Origin of the sequence: Ectopseudomonas alcaliphila, assembly GCF_900101755.1 — a bacterium.
GTDB lineage: Bacteria > Pseudomonadota > Gammaproteobacteria > Pseudomonadales > Pseudomonadaceae > Aquipseudomonas > Aquipseudomonas alcaliphila.
Map to the genome: position 1 here is coordinate 135,559 of NZ_FNAE01000004.1, position 20,312 is coordinate 155,870.

Annotated in this window: 18 protein-coding genes and 2 pseudogenes; 9 read left to right on the top strand and 11 right to left on the bottom strand. The window is 64.9% G+C overall.

What is annotated here, in order from left to right:
* The first annotated feature begins 83 nt into the window (after positions 1-83).
* Positions 84-512, top strand: coding sequence for a hypothetical protein (locus BLR77_RS15055; protein ID WP_074679158.1), 429 nt, complete (start codon positions 84-86; stop codon positions 510-512).
* 104 nt (positions 513-616) lie between these two features.
* Entirely contained in the window at positions 617-1,387 is a 771-nt protein-coding gene (locus tag BLR77_RS15060) for a YdcF family protein (protein ID WP_074679160.1), read from the top strand.
* Positions 1,388-1,494: 107 nt separating this feature from the next.
* On the opposite strand, the gene lnt is transcribed toward BLR77_RS15060, so the two are convergent.
* The 6 genes from lnt to BLR77_RS15090 all read right to left on the bottom strand — a co-directional run bounded on the left by lnt (position 1,495) and on the right by BLR77_RS15090 (position 7,853).
* Positions 1,495-3,018, bottom strand: coding sequence for an apolipoprotein N-acyltransferase (gene lnt / locus BLR77_RS15065; RefSeq protein ID WP_074679162.1), 1,524 nt, complete (start codon positions 3,016-3,018; stop codon positions 1,495-1,497).
* Positions 3,019-3,249: 231 nt separating this feature from the next.
* Positions 3,250-4,089: an HlyC/CorC family transporter gene (locus BLR77_RS15070; RefSeq protein ID WP_074679164.1), complete on the bottom strand. Its 840-nt coding sequence runs from the start codon at positions 4,087-4,089 to the stop codon at positions 3,250-3,252.
* 6 nt (positions 4,090-4,095) lie between these two features.
* On the bottom strand, positions 4,096-4,575 hold the full coding sequence (ybeY, locus tag BLR77_RS15075; RefSeq protein ID WP_074679166.1) for an rRNA maturation RNase YbeY: 480 nt from the start codon (positions 4,573-4,575) through the stop codon (positions 4,096-4,098).
* Entirely contained in the window at positions 4,568-5,560 is a 993-nt protein-coding gene (locus tag BLR77_RS15080; RefSeq protein WP_074679553.1) for a PhoH family protein, read from the bottom strand. Before BLR77_RS15080 ends, ybeY begins: the two co-directional genes overlap by 8 nt.
* Positions 5,561-5,647: 87 nt before the next feature.
* Positions 5,648-6,991 (bottom strand): tRNA (N6-isopentenyl adenosine(37)-C2)-methylthiotransferase MiaB, encoded by a 1,344-nt coding sequence (miaB, locus tag BLR77_RS15085; protein ID WP_074679168.1) that lies wholly within the window; start codon positions 6,989-6,991, stop codon positions 5,648-5,650.
* 67 nt (positions 6,992-7,058) lie between these two features.
* Positions 7,059-7,853 (bottom strand): hypothetical protein, encoded by a 795-nt coding sequence (locus BLR77_RS15090; RefSeq protein ID WP_074679170.1) that lies wholly within the window; start codon positions 7,851-7,853, stop codon positions 7,059-7,061.
* Between the two features lie 109 nt (positions 7,854-7,962).
* On the opposite strand from BLR77_RS15090, the gene BLR77_RS15095 reads away from it, so the two are divergent.
* Positions 7,963-8,286 carry a DUF1820 family protein gene (locus BLR77_RS15095; RefSeq protein WP_013717157.1) on the top strand — a complete coding sequence of 108 codons (324 nt, stop codon included), beginning with the start codon at positions 7,963-7,965 and terminating at the stop codon, positions 8,284-8,286.
* 137 nt (positions 8,287-8,423) lie between these two features.
* Here the strand turns inward: BLR77_RS15095 and BLR77_RS15100 are convergent, their stop codons facing one another.
* The 5 genes from BLR77_RS15100 to BLR77_RS15125 all read right to left on the bottom strand — a co-directional run bounded on the left by BLR77_RS15100 (position 8,424) and on the right by BLR77_RS15125 (position 12,590).
* Entirely contained in the window at positions 8,424-8,972 is a 549-nt protein-coding gene (locus BLR77_RS15100) for a tetratricopeptide repeat protein (protein ID WP_074679172.1), read from the bottom strand.
* 250 nt (positions 8,973-9,222) lie between these two features.
* Positions 9,223-9,855, bottom strand: coding sequence for a DUF6962 family protein (locus tag BLR77_RS15110; RefSeq protein WP_074679176.1), 633 nt, complete (start codon positions 9,853-9,855; stop codon positions 9,223-9,225).
* Positions 9,855-11,144 (bottom strand): glutamate-1-semialdehyde 2,1-aminomutase, encoded by a 1,290-nt coding sequence (gene hemL, locus BLR77_RS15115; protein ID WP_074679178.1) that lies wholly within the window; start codon positions 11,142-11,144, stop codon positions 9,855-9,857. Before hemL ends, BLR77_RS15110 begins: the two co-directional genes overlap by 1 nt.
* A gap of 22 nt (positions 11,145-11,166) precedes the next feature.
* On the bottom strand, positions 11,167-11,796 hold the full coding sequence (gene thiE / locus BLR77_RS15120; protein ID WP_074679180.1) for a thiamine phosphate synthase: 630 nt from the start codon (positions 11,794-11,796) through the stop codon (positions 11,167-11,169).
* Entirely contained in the window at positions 11,793-12,590 is a 798-nt protein-coding gene (locus tag BLR77_RS15125) for a hydroxymethylpyrimidine/phosphomethylpyrimidine kinase (RefSeq protein WP_074679182.1), read from the bottom strand. Before BLR77_RS15125 ends, thiE begins: the two co-directional genes overlap by 4 nt.
* 143 nt (positions 12,591-12,733) lie before the next feature.
* Here BLR77_RS15125 and BLR77_RS15130 point away from each other — a divergent pair, with 143 nt between their 5' ends.
* The 6 genes and pseudogenes from BLR77_RS15130 to BLR77_RS15150 all read left to right on the top strand — a co-directional run bounded on the left by BLR77_RS15130 (position 12,734) and on the right by BLR77_RS15150 (position 20,236).
* On the top strand, positions 12,734-13,894 hold the full coding sequence (locus BLR77_RS15130) for an MFS transporter (RefSeq protein ID WP_074679184.1): 1,161 nt from the start codon (positions 12,734-12,736) through the stop codon (positions 13,892-13,894).
* Positions 13,895-14,089: 195 nt separating this feature from the next.
* Positions 14,090-14,857, top strand: coding sequence for an ABC transporter ATP-binding protein (locus BLR77_RS15135; RefSeq protein ID WP_074679186.1), 768 nt, complete (start codon positions 14,090-14,092; stop codon positions 14,855-14,857).
* 116 nt (positions 14,858-14,973) lie between these two features.
* Positions 14,974-16,122, top strand: a pseudogene (locus tag BLR77_RS25805) (iron chelate uptake ABC transporter family permease subunit); the annotation flags it as partial.
* A gap of 127 nt (positions 16,123-16,249) precedes the next feature.
* Complete coding sequence (locus BLR77_RS25810) at positions 16,250-16,846, top strand: iron chelate uptake ABC transporter family permease subunit (RefSeq protein WP_274379658.1); 597 nt, start codon at positions 16,250-16,252, stop codon at positions 16,844-16,846.
* A 77-nt stretch (positions 16,847-16,923) separates the two neighbouring features.
* A pseudogene (locus BLR77_RS25815) lies at positions 16,924-17,733 on the top strand (ABC transporter substrate-binding protein); the annotation flags it as partial.
* A 91-nt stretch (positions 17,734-17,824) separates the two neighbouring features.
* Positions 17,825-20,236, top strand: coding sequence for a hybrid sensor histidine kinase/response regulator (locus tag BLR77_RS15150; RefSeq protein WP_074679190.1), 2,412 nt, complete (start codon positions 17,825-17,827; stop codon positions 20,234-20,236).
* Positions 20,237-20,312 lie beyond the last annotated feature (76 nt).

The window sequence follows — 20,312 nt, forward strand, 5'->3', positions numbered from 1 at the left end:
TTTGTCGCGGCGCCGGGCTGCGCGCGGGGCCTTCGCTAAGCTTTATTCAAGGCCCGCGGTTGTCGGGGCTCGCGAGGTGTTCGATGGCGGATGCACGGCAAGCGGAACGGGGTGGTGGCCTTTACGAGCGACTGCTGCAGCGGCTTGCCCTGGCGCTGGAGGAGGCCGATACCGCCAGTCGCCTGCATGCTGAGCCGCTGCGCGAGCTGGAGCTCGATGGCCTGAGTCCGGCGGAGCTGGATCTGATTCGTGCCTATCTCAATCGGGACCTGCACTGGTTGCGGGGCTGGCATGCGGCGGCCGAGGAGCTGGCGCTTATTCAGCGTCAGCCCGTGCGGGTGAGCAAGGGCCCCTCTGCTCGCCCGCTGGCCAAGACCAAGCCGCTGCTCAAGCGGCGCCAGGCATTGTGTTGTGCCCTCTGCGGTACGCCGGTGGCCTGGCAGCGAGGCCTGCATGCCCAGGCCTGTCAGGCCTGTGGTTCGAAGTTGTTTCGTAGCGGTCATCCCCGCTAGCGGTCTCGGCTCGGGCTACCTGCTTCGCTCTACCTCCTGCATCCATACAGGCGTCGCCTGCGGTTTCAGCGGCCTGCTAGGCTAGGGCGCCCAGGAGGTGCCTGATGCCGATTCGCTACATCCTCAAACAACTGTTGATGCCACCAGGCGTCCTGCTGCTGCTGATGCTGCTGGGTTGGTGGTTGCGCCGGCGGTTTCCCCGACTGGCGATGGCCTGTTTCGCGACGGGTTTTGGCGGGCTCTGGCTGATGAGCCTGCCGGCGGTGATGCAGTGGGGGGCGGGACTGCTCGAACGTGAGCCGGTGCTGGAGGAGGCGCAATGGGCGACGCTGGCGCAGCGTGCCGACGCCATCGTGATTCTCGGTGCCGGGCGTGAGCAGAACGATCCGGGCTGGGGCAGCACCGATCAGCCCGGCCTGATGGCATTGGAACGACTGCGCTACGCCGCTCGCCTGGCGCGAGCATCCGCTCTACCCTTGGCTGCAACCGGCGGCCTGCATTACGGCCAGCCGCCCAGTGAGGCCGCGCTGATGGCGGATGCGATGCGGCGCGATTATGGGCTGGAGATCCGCTGGCTGGAGGAGCAGAGCCGCACCACCTGGGAAAATGCTCAACTGAGCGCCGAGCTGTTGCAGGCGCAGGGGGTGCAGCGCGTGGTGCTGGTGACCCAGGCCTGGCACATGCCACGGGCGCGCTGGTGTTTCGAGCAGGCTGGCTTCGAGGTGATCACCGCGCCGATGGGGTACCTCAGCGCCGGCTATGAGCGTCCGCTGGGCGGCTGGCTGCCGGAGTCGAGGGTGATCTGGCAGAGCAGTCAGTTGCTCAACGAAGTGATCGGCTTGTTGGCTTATCCGCTGATTTACGGCCGTGATTGAGTGCGCGCCTGATTCCTGTAGGAGCTGGCTTGCCAGCGATCCTGGGGGCATTCTGGCCGCACTGATCGCCAGCAAGCTGGCTCCTACGCAAAGCGTGTAGCCCGGATCTAAAGCGTCTTGGCCATACGACTGGCCAGCAGCGCCCAGCCCAGCAACAGCGCGCAGAGAATCGCCAGCGGCCAGATGCGCCATTGCAGATAAGGCGTGAGCCCCTGCATTGGCAGCACTTCGCCGTAGAGCACGCCTTGTTCGAACTGCGGCAAACCGAACTGGATACGCCCCTGCGGATCGATCACCACGGTCATGCCGTTGTTGGTGGCGCGGATCATCCAGCGGCCGGCCTCCAGCGCGCGCATCTGCGCCATCTGCAGGTGCTGCAGCGGGCCGATGGAGGTGCCGAACCAGGCGTCGTTGCTCACCGTCAGGAGAATTTCGCTGTCCGCTGCCAGTGCCGCTGCGAACTCCGGGTAGACCACTTCATAGCAGATGAATGGCGCGATGCGATGCCCTTTGGCCAGCAGCGGTGGCTGGTCGGCCGGTCCGCGGGCGAAGTCGGACATCGGCAGGTCGAAGAAGGCGATCAGGCCGCGCAGCACTTCCTGCAGTGGCACGTATTCGCCGAACGGCACCAGTTTCTGCTTGAGGTAGGTGCCCTCACCTTCGCCAAAGCTGGTGATCGCATTGTAATAACGCAGCTCGCCATGCTCGTTGGACTGGCGCACCGGCACGCCGGTGATCAGTGCCGTGTTGCGGTCACGGGCGAAGCGATCCATCATGCCGATATAGCCCTGAGCCAGATCCTTGAGTATCGGGATTGCCGTTTCCGGCCAGACCAGTATGTCGACCCGCTCGGCACTGAAACTGAGGTCGCGATACAGCGCCAGCTGTGCGTTGAGCTGGGCCGGGTCCCATTTCAGGTTCTGCTCGACGTTACCCTGTACCGCAGCCACGCTCAGGCTGTTGCCTGCTGCCCGCGTCCAGTTGTGGTCCTTCAGCGCCAGGCCTGCGAGCCAGGGGCTCAGCAGCAGGAGCAGGGCGCAGACGTAGCGCGGTTTGTGCTTGCGCAGGCGCTCCAGGTTGATGATCAGCGCTGCCGACAGGGCGATGACGAAGGACGAAAGCCAGACGCCGCCGATCGGGACCAGGCCGCTCAGCGGGCCGTCGAGCTGGCTGTAGCCGGCATAGAGCCAGGGAAAACCGGTGAGGAGCCAGCCGCGAAATACTTCCTGGGCGACCCACAACGCGGCGAACGCCAGGGCGTCGGCCAGCGGCGCCTCGCTGCGGCGTATCCAGCGCGCCCAGAGTGCGGCGGTCAGGGCGAAGAACAGGCCCAGGCCAGCGACGAAACCCAGGGTGAGAATGCCGGCCAGCGCCGGCGACGCAGCGCCGTAGTCATGGATGCTGACGTATACCCAGCTGGTGCCAGAGGCGAACAGACCGAAGCCGTAGCTCCAACCGCGCAGCGCTGCCTGGCCGGGGCGCAGATGGCGCAGGCCGAAATAGAACAGGGCAATGGACAGCACGGCCAGTGGCCAGAGATCGAACGGGGCGAGCGCCAGGGTGGTCAGGGCGCCTGCGCCGCAGGCGAGCAGGTGGCCGGGCCAGCCCGGGCGAGTGATCCATTGCAACATGGGGCAGATCCTTGGATGCGGGGTGGCGCAAGGGTAGGGGCAGGCAGTGGCAGGCGGCAAGTGCCAGGGCTGTTCTTAAAAAGCCATCTATCGTCACTCCCGCGAAGGCGGGTGCCCAGGTGATTCGCAGGTTCTGGATGCCCGCGTGCGCGGGTATGACGGCTTTTTCAGTGTTTCCCTGGCCCGGATGCAATCCGGGGAGGCGCTCTGGCCATCCCCGGATACCAGCCGTCAGCGGCTGACCGGGGTCAGGCGCAGCAGGTGGATGCGGCGGCTGTCGGCGTTGAGTACGCGGAAGCGGAACTCGCCGATCTCGGTGACTTCGTTGCGCTTGGGCAGGTGGCCGAAGGCACTCATCACCAGGCCGCCGACTGTGTCGTACTCGTCATCGGAGAACTGGCTGTCGAAGGTTTCGTTGAAGCTGTCGATGGGCGTCAGCGCCTTGATCAGGTAGTCGCCGGAGGGCAGCGGCTTGATGTAGCCGTCTTCCTCGACATCGTGCTCGTCCTCGATGTCACCGACGATCTGCTCCAGCACATCTTCGATGGTCACCAGGCCGGCCACGCCGCCGTATTCGTCGATCACCACGGCCATGTGGTTGTGGTTGGCGCGGAACTCGCGCAGCAACACATTCAGGCGTTTGGACTCGGGCACGAAAGTGGCCGGGCGCAGCAGATCCTTGATGTTGAAGTTGGGCTGGTCGCCCTGCAGGATCAGCGGCAGCAGATCCTTGGCCAGGAGGATGCCGATGACGTCGTCGAGGCTCTCGCCGACCACCGGGTAACGCGAGTGCGCGGCGTCGATGATGGCGGGCAGGAATTCGCGCGGGCTCTGACTGGCCTTGATGCTGATCATCTGCGAGCGCGGCACCATGATGTCGCGTACCTGCAGGTCGGCGACCTGAATGGCGCCTTCGACGATGGCCAGCGCTTCGCTGTCGAGCAGTTTGTTCTGGTGGGCTTCGCGCAGGACTTCCAGCAGTTCCTGGCGGTTTCTCGGCTCATGAGCAAAAGCCTGGGTCAGCTTGTTGAACCAGGACTTCTGCTCGTTGCTCGATCGGTCTTCGCTCATGGCGTTTTACTCGGGGTCCTTATCAATAGGAGATTCGTCGTCCGCGTACGGGTCGGGATGACCCAGTTCGGCGAGCAATTGTCGTTCCAGTTCTTCCATCTCGAGGGCTTCGTCTTCCTCGATGTGGTCATAGCCCAGCAGGTGCAGGCAACCGTGGATCACCAGGTGTGCCCAGTGCGCCTGCGGTGTCTTGCCTTGCTCGGCGGCTTCACGCTCGACCACCGGCACGCAGATCACCAGGTCACCCAGCAGCGGAATGTCGAGGATGCCGTCGGGAATCTCGGCGGGGAAGGACAATACGTTGGTGGCGTAGTCCCTGTGCCGCCAGGTGTGGTTCAGCTCGCGGCCTTCGGCCTCGTCGACCAGGCGGATGGTCAGCTCGGAGTCGGCAGTGCGCTGGCGCAGGGCCAGTTCGCACCAGCGGCGCAGTTGCGTTTCATCCGGATGCTGGCCGTCGGTGGCCAGTTGCAGATCGAGCTCAAGCATCGTTGTTGTCGACCTTGCCGTGCAGGCGCGCGTCATGGCGCTCGTAGGCTTCGACGATGCGCTGCACCAGCGGATGGCGCACCACGTCCTTGGGCTTGAAGTGGGTGAAGCTGATGCCGGGCACGTCGCGCAGCACCTCGATGACGTGCGCCAGGCCGCTCCTGGTGCCGCGCGGCAGGTCGACCTGGGTGATGTCGCCGGTGATCACGGCGGTGGAGCCGAAACCGATACGGGTGAGGAACATCTTCATCTGCTCGACGGTGGTGTTCTGACTCTCGTCGAGAATGATGAAGCTGTTGTTAAGGGTGCGGCCACGCATGTAGGCCAGCGGCGCGATCTCGATCACCTGCTTCTCGATCAGCTTGGCCACGTATTCGAAGCCGAGCATCTCGTACAGTGCGTCGTACAGCGGGCGCAGGTAAGGGTCGATCTTCTGCGCCAGGTCGCCGGGCAGGAAGCCGAGTTTCTCACCGGCCTCGACTGCCGGGCGCACCAGCAGGATGCGCCGCACCTGCTCGCGCTCCAGCGCATCCACTGCGCAGGCCACGGCCAGGTAGGTCTTGCCGGTGCCGGCCGGACCGATGCCGAAGTTGATGTCGTTGTCGAGGATCGCCTTGACGTAGCGCTGCTGGTTGGCGCCGCGTGGCTTGATCACGCCCTTCTTGGTGCGCAGGCTGACTTGCGGCAGGTTGCTGGGGTTGACCAGCTCTTCGACGCCGGACTCCTGCAGATACAGGTGCACCAGGTCGGGCGACAGCTCGGTGGCTTTGGTTTCGCGGTACAGCTTGCGCAGCAGTTGCTCGGCAGCCTGGGTTTTTTCGGTGCTGCCAAGCATCTCGAACTGGTTGCCGCGGTTGCGGATTTCCAGGCCGAGGCGCTCTTCGATCAGGCGCAGATGCTCGTCGAACTGGCCGCAGAGGTTGGCGAAACGGCGGGCCTCGAAAGGTTCGAGGGTGAAACGATGAGGTTCTAGAGAGGCGTTCAAGGTGATGGTGTGATCGTCACTTGTCTGGGTATGGAAAGGCAGCATAACGCCGGTCGCCCACAACGCAAAGTGTGGGCAATTACGGCTTCAGTTGAGGGTGCTGGCATCCAGCAGAGTACCGCGCAGCGAATGGGGCAGGGCGTCGTCGATGTGCACGTCGACGAACTGGCCGATCAGGCGCGGATTATCGCAACGGAAATTGACGATGCGGTTCTGCTCGGTACGGCCCTGGAGCATGCCCGGGTCCTTCTTCGAATAGTCGCTGACCAGGATGCGCTGCACCGTGCCGACCATGCGCCGGCTGTTCTCGAAGCCGTTCTGGTTGATGCGATGCTGGAGCAGGGCCAGGCGCTGCTTCTTCACCTCGTCTGGGGTGTCGTCCACCAGGTCGGCGGCCGGGGTGCCGGGGCGCGAGCTATAGATGAAGGAGAAGGAGAAGTCGAAACCGACGTCCTCGATCAGCTTCATGGTCTGCTCGAAATCCTTTTCGGTCTCGCCGGGGAAGCCGACGATGAAGTCCGAGCTGATCAGGATATCCGGCACTGCTGCACGCAGTTTGCGGATGCGCGACTTGTACTCCAGCGCGGTGTGGTTGCGCTTCATCGCCGCGAGGATACGGTCGGAGCCGGACTGCACCGGCAGGTGCAGGTATTTGACCAGCTGCGGGATCTCGGCGTGAGCGGCGATGATCGCGTCGGAGAACTCCAGCGGGTGGCTGGTGGTGTAGCGGATACGCTCGATGCCATCGAGGGCTGCCACCGCATGCAGCAGCTCGGCGAAGTCGACGATACGGCCGTCCGGTGCCGGGCCGCGGTAGCCGTTGACGTTCTGCCCGAGCAGGGTGACTTCCTTGACGCCCTTGTCGGTGAGCTGGGTGATTTCCAGCAGCACGTCGGCCAGCGGCCGGCTGACTTCCTCACCACGGGTGTAGGGCACCACGCAGAAGGTGCAGTACTTGCTGCAGCCTTCCATCACCGAGACGAAGGCGCTGGGGCCGTCGACGCGTGGCTCGGGCAGGCGGTCGAACTTCTCGATCTCGGGGAAGCTGATGTCGACTTGCGCGGTCTTGGTCAGGCGTGCAGCGTCGATCATTTCCGGCAGGCGGTGCAGGGTTTGCGGGCCGAACACCACATCGACATAGGGCGCGCGATCACGGATCGCCGCGCCTTCCTGGCTGGCTACGCAGCCGCCGACGCCGATCACCAGATCCGGGTTGGCCTGCTTCAGCTCGCGCCAGCGGCCGAGCTGGGAGAACACCTTGTCCTGTGCCTTCTCGCGGATCGAGCAGGTATTGAGCAGGATGACGTCGGCGTCTTCGGGTTTTTCCGTGACCTCCAGGGCCTGATGCTCGCCCAGCAGGTCGACCATGCGCGAGCTGTCGTACTCGTTCATCTGGCAACCGTGGGTTTCGATATAGAGCTTCTTGGTCATGGCACTGTCTGAATTGGTTAAAAAATGACCGCGCATTATAGGCGTGTGCCAGGGGCGGCGCCACCGCTCAGCGTGTGCGTGAATAATCCTGCTCTGGTACCAGTTCATCGCCTTGCAGCAGATAGAGCGTATCGATCAGGTCGTAGGCGCTGCCGCCATAGCAGTCGCGCCCTTCACCGGTCAGGCGCAGGTGGTACTGGCCGTCATTCTCGGCCACACGCAACGTCTGAATGCTGCAACAGCGGGACGTGTCGGCTAACGGACTATCGGCATCGGTCTCTGCGAGGCGCAGGATGCGCTGGCGTTTTCCGTGCTGCCATTGTTCCAGTTGCGGGCAATTTCCTGCTCCCACGGCGGGCATGAGCACCAGGCAGCTATCCGCTGCCGCCACGACATTGGCCAGGGCTCCTTCCACGGTTTGCGGGCAAGGTGGCGCTCTGTAGAGGCTCAGGCGCTCTTCGTGAGCGGCATCGCATAGTCGCTGGTTGGTTTGCAAGGCGCGTTGTAGACGGCTCTCATGTTCCAGATTGTGCTGGATATCCTGCGCGCTGGCGGGGTTGTCGATCAGTGGTCCGAGCAGGGCAATACAGTCCTGTTCACGGCCAGCCCTGAGGTAGGCGAGAGACAGATCGCTGCGTAGCCAGTACCAATTGGCATCCAGGGTTTCGAGTCTGCAGGCATCCTGGCGCTGCTTGACCTGCTCCAGGCGAGCGATGGCGCCCTGGTAATCGCCGCGGGAGAAAAGGGCGTTGACCAGCGGACGCTGCAGCGCTTGCGCCGAGCAATCGTTTGCCACTGCATACGCGGGTAGCGTCAGAAGGACGATGAGCGGTAACGCGTATGAGGTTAGATGATGGGGCATGGGCTCTTCCTTGAAAGACGCTGCATGTTATTCCAGTCAGCGGCGTAAGGTCTTCTCACGGGACGCTGTGCTATCCTGCGCGCCCCGTTTTTCCTGACTTCGAGTCTTCATGAGCAAGCGCGATCCCATCTACAAGGTGATTTTCCTCAACCAGGGACAGGTGTACGAGATGTATGCCAAGCAGATCTATCAGAGCGATCTGTGGGGTTTTCTGGAAGTGGAGGAGTTCGTCTTTGGCGAGCGCAGCCAACTGGTGGTCGACCCCAGCGAGGAAAAGCTCAAGGCGCAGTTCGAGGGTGTGGTGCGCAGCTTCGTGCCGATGCACGCGATCATCCGCATCGACGAGGTGGAGCGCCTGGGCACGGCGAAAATCAGCGAGGCCAAGGGGGGCGGCAACGTGATGCCATTCCCCATGCCGATGCCGGACAAGTAAGCGCAGAGCCGAAGGATGCGCCTTGTGCACCAGCAGTAGGGTGGGCTTCAGCCCACCAGCGGTATCGAGATGCTACTTGGTGGGCTGAAGCCCACCCTACGGCTCAAGCGGATCGCCGCCCGGCCCACCCTGCGTGGTTAGGGCAGCGGCGCGAAGGGCGAACGACCTTCGGCGGTCTGCAGCTCCAGCAGGTAGCTGCGGAAGATCTGTCCCAGCACCTGGCTGGCGATTTCCAGCTCATCGCGACGCATCTGCGCCGATACCAGGTCGGCGCTGTCCATGGCTTCGTCCGAGCCATTGACCGATGCCATCTTCAATACGATGTAAGCCTGCACGTTGTTGGCCGGTACGCCTTCGCCACGGAAGAACATGGTGCCCAGGCGCAACTGCGCGTCGGCGTGGCCCTGCAGCGAGGCGCGTTCGAACCAGGTCAGGGCCTGCTTTAGATCGCGCGGGGTGCGTTTGCCGTCGTAGTAGTACTCACCCAGCTCATAGGCCGCCTGCATGTTGCCGGCTCGTGCCATTTCCTGGCAGCTGGCCAGGGCATCAGGCATCTCTTCGGGGGAGGCGTTCAGCGCGCAGCTGCCGCTGGCGGGGATCAACAGCGAATTGCCGCCTGCGAATGCAAACAGCGGGAGGAAAAGCAACAGGCAGCCCAGGGACAGGGTGCGGCCGGTGCGGTTCATCTGGATAACGGGACCTCGGCAGTTCAGGGCGGGTGACGTGCCCGGTCGGCGCAAAACGTGCCGACCGTCGCATTATGGAATAAACCGCGCGCTTGTTACAAAGGCTTTACCAGGCTGTCGAAAAACTACCTGCGTTGGCAATACTGCGTTAAAACCGGCCTCAAAATGCTCATTTACAGCACGTAAACTGCGCTTTTTCGGCCGTTTTTGCCTTGTCTTGCCTGCCTCGCCTACGTTTTTCAACAGCCTGTTACCCGGTCTGTTGTTTCGCACTGCCCGGCAGGCTCAGCAGCAGCCAGGCCAGCAGCGGGTAAGCTGGCGTGAGCAGCACATGGAGCAGGTCGATGCGGCGCAGCGGTCCGATCACGCCTTCGGTGCCGACCGCCAGGCCGGCCAGCAGGAACAATCCCACCACCACAACTGCGCTGATCGCAGGCGCGCGACGCGGCCATTGTACGGCGCCGGCATAGAGGATCAGCACCAGCGTGGCCAGATTCAGCGCCAGGCGGTAGTCCTCCAGGTAGCCCATCTGCCGGAACAGCTCGAAGAAGGCGCACAGGCCCAGGACGATGCGCCCCCAGTTCGGCCGGCTCCAGGCCCAGCCGCGACCCAGCGCCAATGCCGCGGCGCCGAGCAAAGGCAGGCCGAGAAAGCTGCTGGCCTGGGTGAGCCACAGGTGCGCGGCCTGCCAGCTCGGGTCGAAGCCGTAACGAATCACGCCGACGCTGGCGGCGGCGGCCGGTAGCAGGAAGCCGAGCAGGGCGCAGAACAGCGCCGGCTGATCACCCTCGCCATAGCGCCTGCGCGCCCGACCGATAAGCCAGACGCAGACGGCACAGGCCAGCGCCAGCAACGCATCACTGAAGGCGGTGCTGTATTGCATCAGGCTTTTTTCAGCTCGGCGAAGGCGCGTTCGGCGGCAGCGAAGGTGATCTCCAGCTCCTTGTCGCCGTGGGCGATGGAGGTGAAGCCCGCTTCGAAGGCGCTCGGTGCCAGGTACACGCCACCTTCCAGCATCAGGTGGAAGAAGCGGTTGAAGCGCGCGCTGTCGCTGGCCATCACGTCGGCGAAGGTGACGATGTCGTCGGCGCCACTGAAGTACAGGCCGAACATGGCGCCCGCCTGGGTGGTGACGAAGGGAATGCCGGCAGCATCGGCAAGCTGTTGCAGGCCATCGAGCATGCGCGTGGTGTAGTCGCTAAGCTCGGTGTGGAAGCCCGGGCGGCTGATCAGCTTGAGGGTGGTCAGGCCGGCGGCCATGGCCAGCGGGTTACCCGACAGGGTGCCGGCCTGGTAGACCGGGCCAAGCGGGGCGATGCATTCCATGATCGCGCGCTTGCCGCCGAAGCAGCCCACCGGCATGCCGCCGCCGATGATCTTGCCGAAGGTGGTCAGGTCCGGGGTGACGCCGTAGTGCGCCTGGGCTCCGCCGAGGGCAACGCGGAAACCGGTCATCACCTCGTCGAAGATCAGCACCACGCCGTGCTTGTCGCACTGCTCGCGCAGGCCTTCGAGGAAGCCCGGTGCCGGCGGCACGCAGTTCATGTTGCCGGCCACCGGCTCGACGATGATGCACGCGACTTCCTGGCCGACCTGCGCCAGGCATTCGGCCACGGCGTCGATGTCGTTGAACGGCAGGGTCAGGGTGTGCTTGGCGAAGGCTGCCGGCACGCCCGCGGAGTTCGGCACGCCCTGGGTCAGGGCGCCGGAGCCGGCCTTGACCAGCAGGCTGTCGGAGTGGCCGTGGTAGCAGCCCTCGAACTTGATGATGCTGTCGCGGCCGGTGTAGCCACGGGCCAGGCGGATGGCGCTCATGGTCGCTTCGGTGCCGGAGCTGACCATGCGCACCATTTCCATCGATGGCACCAGGCTGCATACCAATTCGGCCATCTCGGTTTCCAGCGCTGTCGGCGCGCCGTAGGACAGGCCGTGCTGCAGCTGGCGGCGGACCGAGTCGAGCACGTCCGGGTGGCTGTGGCCGAGAATCATCGGGCCCCAGGAGCCGACGTAGTCGACGTAGCGCTTGTCGTCTTCGTCCACGACGTAGGCGCCTTCGGCGTGCTTGAAGAACAGCGGCGTGCCGCCGACGCTACGGAAGGCGCGCACCGGCGAGTTGACGCCGCCGGGGATGTGTTTCTGGGCGTTGGCGAAGAGAATTTCGGAACGGGACATGGCAGGTCTCTCTGGAAACGAATCAGTCGAACAGCGCGGCAAAGGCGCGGGCGCGGTCTTCCACCTCAAGGGCGGAGTCCGCAGCGAACAGGGCATGGATCACGGCCACCATGCTGGCGCCGCGGGCGATCAGGCCTGGCGCGGTACCTAAGGTCACGCCGCCGATGGCGACGATGGGTTGGGCAAAGCGCGCGCGCGCCTCGTCCAACAGCTCCACGGTGGCAGCCGGAGCGCCAGGCTTGGTGTTGGAGTTGAAGAAGCGGCCGAAGGCGATGTAGCTGGCACCTTCGGCGGCGGCGCGCTCGGCCAGCTCCAGCTGGGCATGGCAGGTACCGCCGATCACGACATCGGCACCGAGGCGGGCGCGGGCGGCGGCCAGTGAACCGTCGGTCTGGCCCAGATGCAGGCCGACGCCCAGGCGTGCAGCCAGCTCCAGATCATCGTTGATGATCAGCGTGGCGCCGTGGCGCAGGCACAGTTCTGCCAGTGCCTGCGCTTCATCGAAACGGCGCACGGCATCGCCTGATTTGTCGCGGTATTGCAGCAGGCGCGCGCCACCGACCAGCGCCGCTTCGGCGTAGGGCAGCAGCTTGCCGCCGGCCAGCAGCGGCGTGTCGGTGATGGCGTAAAGACCGCGCAGCGCCGCAGTCATTGGGCGAAGTCCAGCGGCAGTCGGCGCGGCACGTACTGGCCGTGGCCGGGTTGTTCGGCGTCGCGCAGGGTGCGCCAGGTGTAATCCAGGGCGCTCTTGACGGCGCTGACCAGTTCCTCGCCCAGCGCCAGACGACCGGCCAGGGTACTGGCCAGGGTGCAGCCGGAGCCGTGGTAGCTGCCGGGCAGGCGCGCGCAGGTGAAGGTGTGACGGCTGCCGTCGCGGCAGTACAGGCGGTTATGCACCTCGGCTTCGTCGCCATGACCGCCGGTGATCAGCAGGTGCTCGATGAAGGGCAGCAGCTTCTCGGCACATTCATCGGAGCTGCCTTGCGGCAGTTCGGCGAGGATGCGCGCTTCCGGCAGGTTCGGTGTGGCGATGGTGGACACGGCGAACAGGCGCTCGCGCATGGCGAAACCGACGTCGTCCTTGCCCAGCGAGCCGCCGCCACCAGCGCGTAGCACCGGGTCGCAGACCAGTGGTACGCCGGGCAGCTGGCTCATCACTTCGAGTACGTTTTCGACCATCCCCACCGAGCCGAGCATGCCCAGCTTGACGGCGGCGACCGGCATATCGGCGATCACCGCACGGGCCTGGGCCAACACCCAGTCGCTGTCGAGCACACGGAAGTCGGAGACGTTGACGGTATCCTGCACGGTCAGGGCAGTCACCGTCGGGGCGGCGTGGCAGCCTTGAGCCAGCAGGGCTTCGATATCGGCCTGCAGACCGGCACCACCGCTGGGGTCGTGACCGGACATGCACAGCACTACGGGGCGGGAGTTTGGCGTTTTCATGGTGCGCGAGCTTATCACTAACAGCCCGTCGGTCGCTGCATGGCATGCCGGCTGCTAGCCGTTCTGATTCTCGTCCGTATTGGTATTTGCGGGCTTGTCGATGGCATCATGCGCGGCCCTGCCGCCTTGCCCGACTGCCTTCGATGACGCTGCGTGCCTGCCTGATCATGATGACCGCCCTGGCGGTGATCACCGACAACCTGATCATTCCTTTCTATCCGCAGTACTTCGCCGAGCGTTTCGACAATCCGCCGGAGCAGCATGTCGGCCTCTATCTGGCGGTGGTCAGCCTGGTGGTGATGGCGGTGTTCCCGCTCTGGGCGCGTCTGGCCAAGCGCGTGCACCCGGTACGGATTCTGATCAGCGCGCAGCTGATGGCCGGTAGCCTGACCGCTGCCTGCTACTTCATCGACTCGCTGCCGCTGTTCTGGGTGGTGTCGCTGCTGATGGTGGTGTTCAAGGGCAGCTACCTGCTGATGTACCCCTACGTGATGAGCCTGCAGCAGCAGGACAACCACACCCAGACCATCGGCACGCTGTCGGTGGTGGTGCACTTCGGCGCCATTCTCGGCGCGGCGCTGGGCGGGCTGATCCTGCAGATCATGAACATCGGCGATGTATTCCTGGTGATGGCCGCCGGCGACTTCATCCAGATGGCCATCTGCATGCATCTGGTGCGCGGCTACCTGCCGGCACCGGGTGAGCAGCCGGCGAACGAAGAGGCGCCGGTGAAGAACGCGTCACGCAGCCTGCCGGCCATCTACCGGCTGTGCCTGGTGATGCTGCTGTTCTACTTCGTCGGTTACGTCACCCGGCCGTTCTTTGCCGTCTATTGGCAGCAGGTGGCGCACTGGAACAGCGAGATGGCTGCCGGCTTCGTCTATGCATTGCCCGGCGCAGTGGCCGTGTTGGCTCTGTGGTGGGGACGCCACGCGACCAGGCAGGGCAACACCCGCGACGGCATTCTGGCCGGTTTGTTGCTGGGCGCGGCGGCCACCTTCATTCAGGGTTTCGGCGATCAGTGGCTGATCCTGCTCGGCCGCGTGTTGTTCGGCTGGGCGCTGTATCAGGTTACCGTGCGCCTCGATGCTCTGTTGTTCGAGCTCAGTTCGCCAGAGCATTACGCGGTGGACTTCAGCAAGATCAACATTTTCCAGTGCCTGGGCAACATGGGCTCGGCCTACGGCGCCGGGCTGCTGGTCAGCCATTACGGCCAGGCCATGCCGTTCTGGGTCGGCGCTGCCGGCCTGCTGCTGACGGCGGCGTTGTTCCCCTTGCTGGTGCGCAAACCCCGTGCGGTGTGAGTCTTTAGTGGCGAATGATAATTTGATGCATCTGCGTATCGATGATTAAATTCGTCCTCCGCCACAGCCGTCGTCGTCCGGGTTCACCGCGATGCAAGATCTCCATCATCCGCTCGATGTGATTCGTCCCAGCCTGCCCTGGCGTGCCGGCCATTGCCGGGCACTGATTGGCCTGCCCAAGGAGCTGGTTCAGGCATGCTGACGTTGCGTGATATCGAGGTGCGTCGTGGCGAGCGGGTGACACTGGCCCTGGACGAGCTGCACCTTGAAGGCGATCGCTTTACCGTGATCCTCGGCCACAATGGCTCGGGCAAATCTACCCTGATGAACCTGCTGGCAAGGCAGCTGGAGCCGACCTGCGGTTCGCTGCAGTTGGACGGGCGAACCCTGGCCGATTTTTCCGCCCGTGACTTCGCCCGGCGTGTGGCCTTTCTGCCGCAGCATCTGCCCGATGTCGCCGGCCTGACCGTGCGCGAGCTGGTGCGTCTGGGGCGCTTTCCCTGGCGCGGCCTGCTGGGTCGCTGGCGCGCCGAGGATCACGCGGCCGTCGATGAGGCGCTGGCGCAGACCGATGTCGCCCACTACGCCGAGCACCTGGCCGACAGTCTCTCCGGCGGTGAGCGCCAGCGCGCCTGGATCGCCATGCTGCTGGCTCAGCAATCACCGCTGCTGCTGCTCGACGAGCCAACCTCGGCGCTGGACCTGGCCCATCAGTACGAGCTGATGGGCCTGCTGCGCCAGCTTAACCGCGACAGCGAGCGCGGCATCGTCGCCATCCTCCACGACATCAACCTCACCGCACGGCATGCCGACCGGGTGATAGCCCTCAAACAGGGGCGGATTTTCTTCGACGGCAGCCCGGACGAGCTGCTCAGCGGGCCTTTGCTCAGCCAGCTCTACGACATCGATATCGAACTGATCGAACAGCCCGGCAGCGCCCGCAAGATTGCCGTGGTGGCCTGAGCATGGCGGCTGTTTCGGCGCCGTCACGGTACCTTCTGACGCTGCTTGGGCTGCTCGCCCTGGCGTTGCTGCATCTGTGGTTGGCGGCCGATCTTGATCCGTTCGAACTGTGGGCGATGCTCGCTTCTGCAGAGTACAGCTTCGAGCTTCTGCAGTTGCAGCTGTCGGCTTTGCCCAGGTTGAGCATGGCCTTGCTGACGGGCGCTGCGCTGGGGCTGTCCGGCAGTCTGTTGCAGCAGATCACACAGAATCGTCTGGTTTCTCCCATGACCATCGGCGCCTCGTCCGGGGCCTGGCTCGGGCTGGTGCTGGCCACCCTGCTGGTGCCGACCTTCGCCGCCAGTCACGCGCATTGGGCGGCACTGCTCGGTGCGCTGGTCGCGGTCGGCCTGGTGCTGTTGATTGCCGGGCGCAGCGGCATCGGCGGGCTGCCGCTGGTGCTGGGCGGCATGGCCATGAATCTGTTGCTCGGCGCGCTGGCCGCTGGCCTGGTGCTGATCAACAACCAGTACACCCAGGGCTTGTTCGTCTGGGGCGCGGGGGATCTGGCGCAGATCGACTGGCACTGGGTGCAGTGGCTGTGGCCCAAGCTGCTATTGGCCTTGCCGCTGCTGATGCTGGCGCCGCGACCCTTGAGCCTGCTGCAGCTCGGCAGCGATGCTGCTCAGGCTCGCGGGCTGGCCCTGTGGCCGGTGATGCTGGTGCTGTTTCTGGCGGCGCTGTGGCTGTGTTCGGTGTCGATCACGGCGGTCGGCCTGATCGGTTTCATCGGCCTGCTCACACCGAATCTGGCGAAGATGCTTGGCGCCCGCACGGCGCGTGACGAGCTGCTGTACAGCACATTACTCGGCGCCTTGTTGCTGCTCGGCACCGACGCTCTGGCGCTGCTGGCCAATCGTATCAGCGGCCAACTGGTGCCCAGTGGCGCGGCGGCTGCGTTGATCGGTGCGCCGGTGTTGTTGTGGCTGGCGCGGCGCCATCTGGCAGCGGAAGACCCACGTGGCCTGCAGCTACCGCGCGGCGCCGAGCGTTTCGGCTGGCGCAGTGCGTTGTGGGTTGCGGCCCTCGCCCTGCTGGCGCTGACCGTGGCGCTCGGGCTGGCGCGTGGTGTCGATGGCTGGCACCTGCAGTGGCCGTCGCCCCTGGTCTGGTCGCTACGCTGGCCGCGCGTGCTCACTGCGGCTGCGGCCGGCGCCGGCCTGGCAATTTCCGGTCTGCTGCTGCAGCGCCTGCTGCGTAACCCGTTGGCCAGCCCGGATATCCTCGGCCTTTCCGCGGGTGCCACGCTGGCGGTGATGGTGGCGTTGACCGTCTTCGGTGGCGCGTTGCTCGGCGCCGTCGCGCCGCTGGCGGCATTCGTCGGCATTCGTCGGCAGCCTGGCGGTGCTGGTGGTGTTGATGCTGCTGGGCCGGCGTCATCACTATTCGCCGGCCCTGATGGCATTATTGGGCATTTCCCTCGGCGCGCTGCTCAATGCCGCTTTGCAGTTCGTGCTGGCCAAGGGCACCGGGGACTCGTTCGCGTTGCTCGGCTGGCTGGCCGGCTCCACCTATCGCGCCACGCCTGCGCAGGCGTTGTGGCTGTCATTTGGCGTGCTGCTGTTCGGCGCCCTGGCGCTGCTGTTTCAGCGCGCGCTGACGCTGATCGGCATCGGCGATGGGGTGGCCGCCAGCCGCGGCCTGAACGTGCCGCGCTTGCGTCTGGTGCTGCTGGTGCTGGTGGCGCTGCTCTGTGCCCTTGTCACCAGCCTGCTCGGACCGGTGGCGTTTCTGGGGCTGCTGGCCCCGCATATCGCGGTGATGCTCGGCGCGCGTCGGGTGATGCCACAACTGCTGCTGGCGGCCGCGTTGGGCGCGGTGCTGATGCTGCTGGCGGACTGGCTCGGCCGCACCCTGATCTTCCCGCTGCAGATTCCGGTGGGCATCGTCGCTTCGGTGTTGTGCGGCGGATATTTCGTGTTTCTGCTTATTCGCGGGAGGCTGGGATGAGGCAGTGGCTGCTGAGCGTGCTGCTGCTCTGGCTGGCGCCGGTGTGGGCCGGCGACGCGCCGCGGGTGGCGGCGCTGAGCTGGGAGGCCACCGAACACCTGCTGATGCTCGACGTGACCCCGCTGACCGTGGCCGATGCCGGCGACTACCGCGCCTGGGTGGTGCGGCCGACGCTGCCCGCAGGCGTGCCGTCGAGCGGTTCGCGCCTGGAGCCGAATCTCGAATTGCTGGCCGAGCTGCAGCCTGAGTTGATTGTCATCCCCCCTTTGCTGGAAGACATTCGCCCGTTGCTCGAACGTATCGCCCCGGTTCAGGTGTATCAGGGCTTCAGCCAGCAGCATGACAATCAGCTGGTGCAGCGTGAGGCGTTTCTCGATCTGGCACGCTCGCTGGGACGTGAGGCATTGGCCGAACAGCGCTTGCAGGCGATGGAGGCCGAGCTGGCGCAATGGCGTGAGCGGCTGCGGGCCCACTATGGGGAGCGCATGCCGGCGGTCACGGTGATTCGCTTCTCGTCGCCGACGGCCGCCTTCATCAATGGCCCCAACTCCATGCCACAACATGCGCTGGCGCTGCTCGGTCTGCAGCCGGCGATGGAGCTGGCGCCGAGCCCCTGGGGCATCACTCAGGTACCCATCACCGCACTCGGTCGCATCGAGGAGGGCGTGGTGCTGCATATCGAGCCCTTCACCCAGCAGGCGCAGCTGTTCGCCTCGCCGCTATGGCAGGCGATGCCCTTCGTGCGTGAGCAGCGCTTCGCCGCGATGCCTTCGACCTGGACCTATGGCGGCGTGTTTTCCCTGCAGTATCTGGCCGAGGCCATCGCTGAAGCACTGCTTAAACTGCCGTCTGAATCTGGAAAAGCGTCCCAACAGTCCCTAGAGTAGAGCGATTCGAATATAAGTCTGCCGTGCGTGACGGCGCCATCTGATGGGCTAATGGGGGCCTGGGCGTTGTCCGACAGGGTTTTGGAGTCGTATGTACCGGCTGCTCCTGCTCATCGTGAGCCTCGTTTTTTCCTCGCTTGTGGGCGCCGTTACCTTCGACGAACAGATGCGCACTCTGCCTCTGGGGCAGAGCATGTACGTGTTCGAGGACGTGCGCGGCGACGCCAGCATCGACGATGTCGCCTCGCCGGCCGTGCAAGGCAGTTTCCGTCTGCATGACAAGCCCGTGCTCAACGCCGGCTATTCGCGCTCGGTGTTCTGGCTGCGGCTGGATCTGCACTATGCGCCGCGCCAGGCACAGGGGGACCGCAACTGGCTGCTGGAGCTGGCTTACCCGCCGCTCGATCACCTTGAGCTCTACCTCCCCGACGAGGCTGGCGGTTTCGCCCTGGCTCAGCGCACTGGCGATTCGTTGCCTTTCGACACCCGCCAGATCCGGCAGAACAATTACCTGTTCGAGCTGAACCTCGAGCCTAACCAGAACAAACGCATCTATTTGCGCCTGGAAAGCCAGGGCTCGATCCAGGCGCCGCTGACCCTGTGGGCGCCCAACGCCTATCTGGAAGAGCAGCCCGCGCGTATCTACGTGCTAGGCATCATCTACGGCGTGCTGCTGGTGATGCTGGTCTACAACCTGTTCATCTTCCTCAGCGTGCGCGACACCAGCTACCTCTATTACATCCTTTATATCGCCTCGTTCGGCCTGTATCAGGTCTCGGTCAACGGGGCCGGCATCGAGTATTTCTGGCCCAACAGCCCCTGGTGGGCCAATGCCGCGACGCCATTTCTGATCGGCTCGGCCGCCTTGTTCGGCTGCCAGTTCGCCCGCAGCTTCCTGCACACTGGCGAACACAGTCCCTGGGTCGATCGCCTGTTGCTGCTGCTCATGGCCTGCGGCGCCGTGGTGATGATCCTGGCGCTGAGCGTCAGCTATGCCACGGCATTGCGTCTGGCCACCTACCTGGCCCTGCTGTTCACCGTGGTGATCTTCGCCGCTGGCATCCTCGCCTGGCTGCGCGGTATGCGTGTGGCGCGTTACTTCATCTTCGCCTGGACCGCCTTTCTCATCGGCGGCATCGTCAACACGCTGATGGTGCTGGGCTACCTGCCCAACGTCTTTCTCACCATGTACGCCAGCCAGATCGGCTCGGCGCTGGAGGTGGGCCTGCTGTCGCTGGCATTGGCCGACCGCATCAATGCGATGAAGGAAGAACGTACGCGCATCCTTCAGGAAGCCGGACGCAAGCTCGAAACGCTGAACCAGGAACTGGCCGACAGCAACCGCTTCAAAGACGAATTCCTCGCCACCGTCACCCATGAGCTGCGTACGCCGATGAACGGGGTGATCGGCTCGCTGGAGCTGATGCAGACGGTGAAGATGGACATCGAACTGGAGCAGTACCAGAAGACCGCTGCGGCGTCCGCGCGCGACATGATGCGCATGGTCAACGACATCCTCGCCCTCACCGAGCTGCAGGCCGGCAAGCTCTATCCGCGGCGCGAGACGTTCAGCCTGCGCGGGCTGTTCGATGGCCTGCGCGCCCAGTATGCGGTGCGTGCCGAGGACAAGGGGCTGACGTTCGCCCTGGAGCTGGACGACAGCCTGCCCGACACCCTGGAAGGGGACGCGGCCAAGCTGGCACAGGCGCTGGGCTATCTGTTGGACAACGCCATCAAGTTCACCAGCCAGGGCGGCGTGGCCCTGCAGGTTGGCCGTGCCGGCAGCGGGGGCAGCAACCTGCCGCTGAGCGTAGTGGTCAGCGATACGGGAATCGGTTTCGCACCCGGCGACGGTGACCTCTACCAGCGCTTCCATCAACTCGATGGTTCCATGACGCGCAAGTACGGTGGCCTGGGTATTGGCCTGGCAATCTGCCGGCACCTGGTCGACCTGCTTGGCGGCGTCCTCAGTCACGAGTCGCAACCGGGGCAGGGCAGTCGTTTTCGTCTCGACGTGCCGCTGACCCTGCCGCTGCAGCCGCAGGTCATCGGCGTGCGCCCGGCGCGGCCGCAGGGCGGCGCGCTGCAGCGGCAGGCGCAGCAGTGCACGGTACTGATCGTCGAGGACAACGCGATCAACCAGTTGGTGACCCGCGGCATGCTGCTCAAGCTCGGCTACCGCGTGCGCACCGCCGACAACGGCGCCGAGGCCCTCGAGTTGCTGCGCAGCGAGACGGTGGATGCGGTGCTGCTCGACTGCCAGATGCCGGTGATGGACGGTTTTGCCACCTGCCGCGCCCTGCGCGCCCTGCCGGGCTGCGCCGAGCTGCCGGTGCTGGCGATCACCGCGCACAGCCACAGTGGCGACCGCGAACGCTGCCTGGCTGCGGGCATGAGCGACTACCTGGCGAAACCGGTGAAATTCGACGAGTTGCGCGTGCTGCTGCATGACTGGGTACTGTGCCGCCCGGCAACGGTTTCCGGTGGCGCCGCGCCGGTCTGATGCTGCTTCGTAGGGTTTAAGTCGCTCCGTCCTGCAGGCGCCGGCTTGCCGGCGATGCTTGGCGCCTGTCAGATCG

What these genes read in the sequence shown, in the direction of transcription:
- BLR77_RS15055 (WP_074679158.1), top strand. Translation starts at nt 84, where the DNA reads ATGGCGGATGCACGGCAAGCGGAACGGGGTGGTGGCCTTTACGAGCGA.
- BLR77_RS15060 (WP_074679160.1), top strand. Translation starts at nt 617, where the DNA reads ATGCCGATTCGCTACATCCTCAAACAACTGTTGATGCCACCAGGCGTC.
- lnt (WP_074679162.1), bottom strand. Translation starts at nt 3,018, where the DNA reads ATGTTGCAATGGATCACTCGCCCGGGCTGGCCCGGCCACCTGCTCGCC.
- BLR77_RS15070 (WP_074679164.1), bottom strand. Translation starts at nt 4,089, where the DNA reads ATGAGCGAAGACCGATCGAGCAACGAGCAGAAGTCCTGGTTCAACAAG.
- ybeY (WP_074679166.1), bottom strand. Translation starts at nt 4,575, where the DNA reads ATGCTTGAGCTCGATCTGCAACTGGCCACCGACGGCCAGCATCCGGAT.
- miaB (WP_074679168.1), bottom strand. Translation starts at nt 6,991, where the DNA reads ATGACCAAGAAGCTCTATATCGAAACCCACGGTTGCCAGATGAACGAG.
- BLR77_RS15090 (WP_074679170.1), bottom strand. Translation starts at nt 7,853, where the DNA reads ATGCCCCATCATCTAACCTCATACGCGTTACCGCTCATCGTCCTTCTG.
- BLR77_RS15095 (WP_013717157.1), top strand. Translation starts at nt 7,963, where the DNA reads ATGAGCAAGCGCGATCCCATCTACAAGGTGATTTTCCTCAACCAGGGA.
- BLR77_RS15100 (WP_074679172.1), bottom strand. Translation starts at nt 8,972, where the DNA reads ATGAACCGCACCGGCCGCACCCTGTCCCTGGGCTGCCTGTTGCTTTTC.
- BLR77_RS15110 (WP_074679176.1), bottom strand. Translation starts at nt 9,855, where the DNA reads ATGCAATACAGCACCGCCTTCAGTGATGCGTTGCTGGCGCTGGCCTGT.
- hemL (WP_074679178.1), bottom strand. Translation starts at nt 11,144, where the DNA reads ATGTCCCGTTCCGAAATTCTCTTCGCCAACGCCCAGAAACACATCCCC.
- thiE (WP_074679180.1), bottom strand. Translation starts at nt 11,796, where the DNA reads ATGACTGCGGCGCTGCGCGGTCTTTACGCCATCACCGACACGCCGCTG.
- BLR77_RS15125 (WP_074679182.1), bottom strand. Translation starts at nt 12,590, where the DNA reads ATGAAAACGCCAAACTCCCGCCCCGTAGTGCTGTGCATGTCCGGTCAC.
- BLR77_RS15130 (WP_074679184.1), top strand. Translation starts at nt 12,734, where the DNA reads ATGACGCTGCGTGCCTGCCTGATCATGATGACCGCCCTGGCGGTGATC.
- BLR77_RS15135 (WP_074679186.1), top strand. Translation starts at nt 14,090, where the DNA reads ATGCTGACGTTGCGTGATATCGAGGTGCGTCGTGGCGAGCGGGTGACA.
- BLR77_RS15150 (WP_074679190.1), top strand. Translation starts at nt 17,825, where the DNA reads ATGTACCGGCTGCTCCTGCTCATCGTGAGCCTCGTTTTTTCCTCGCTT.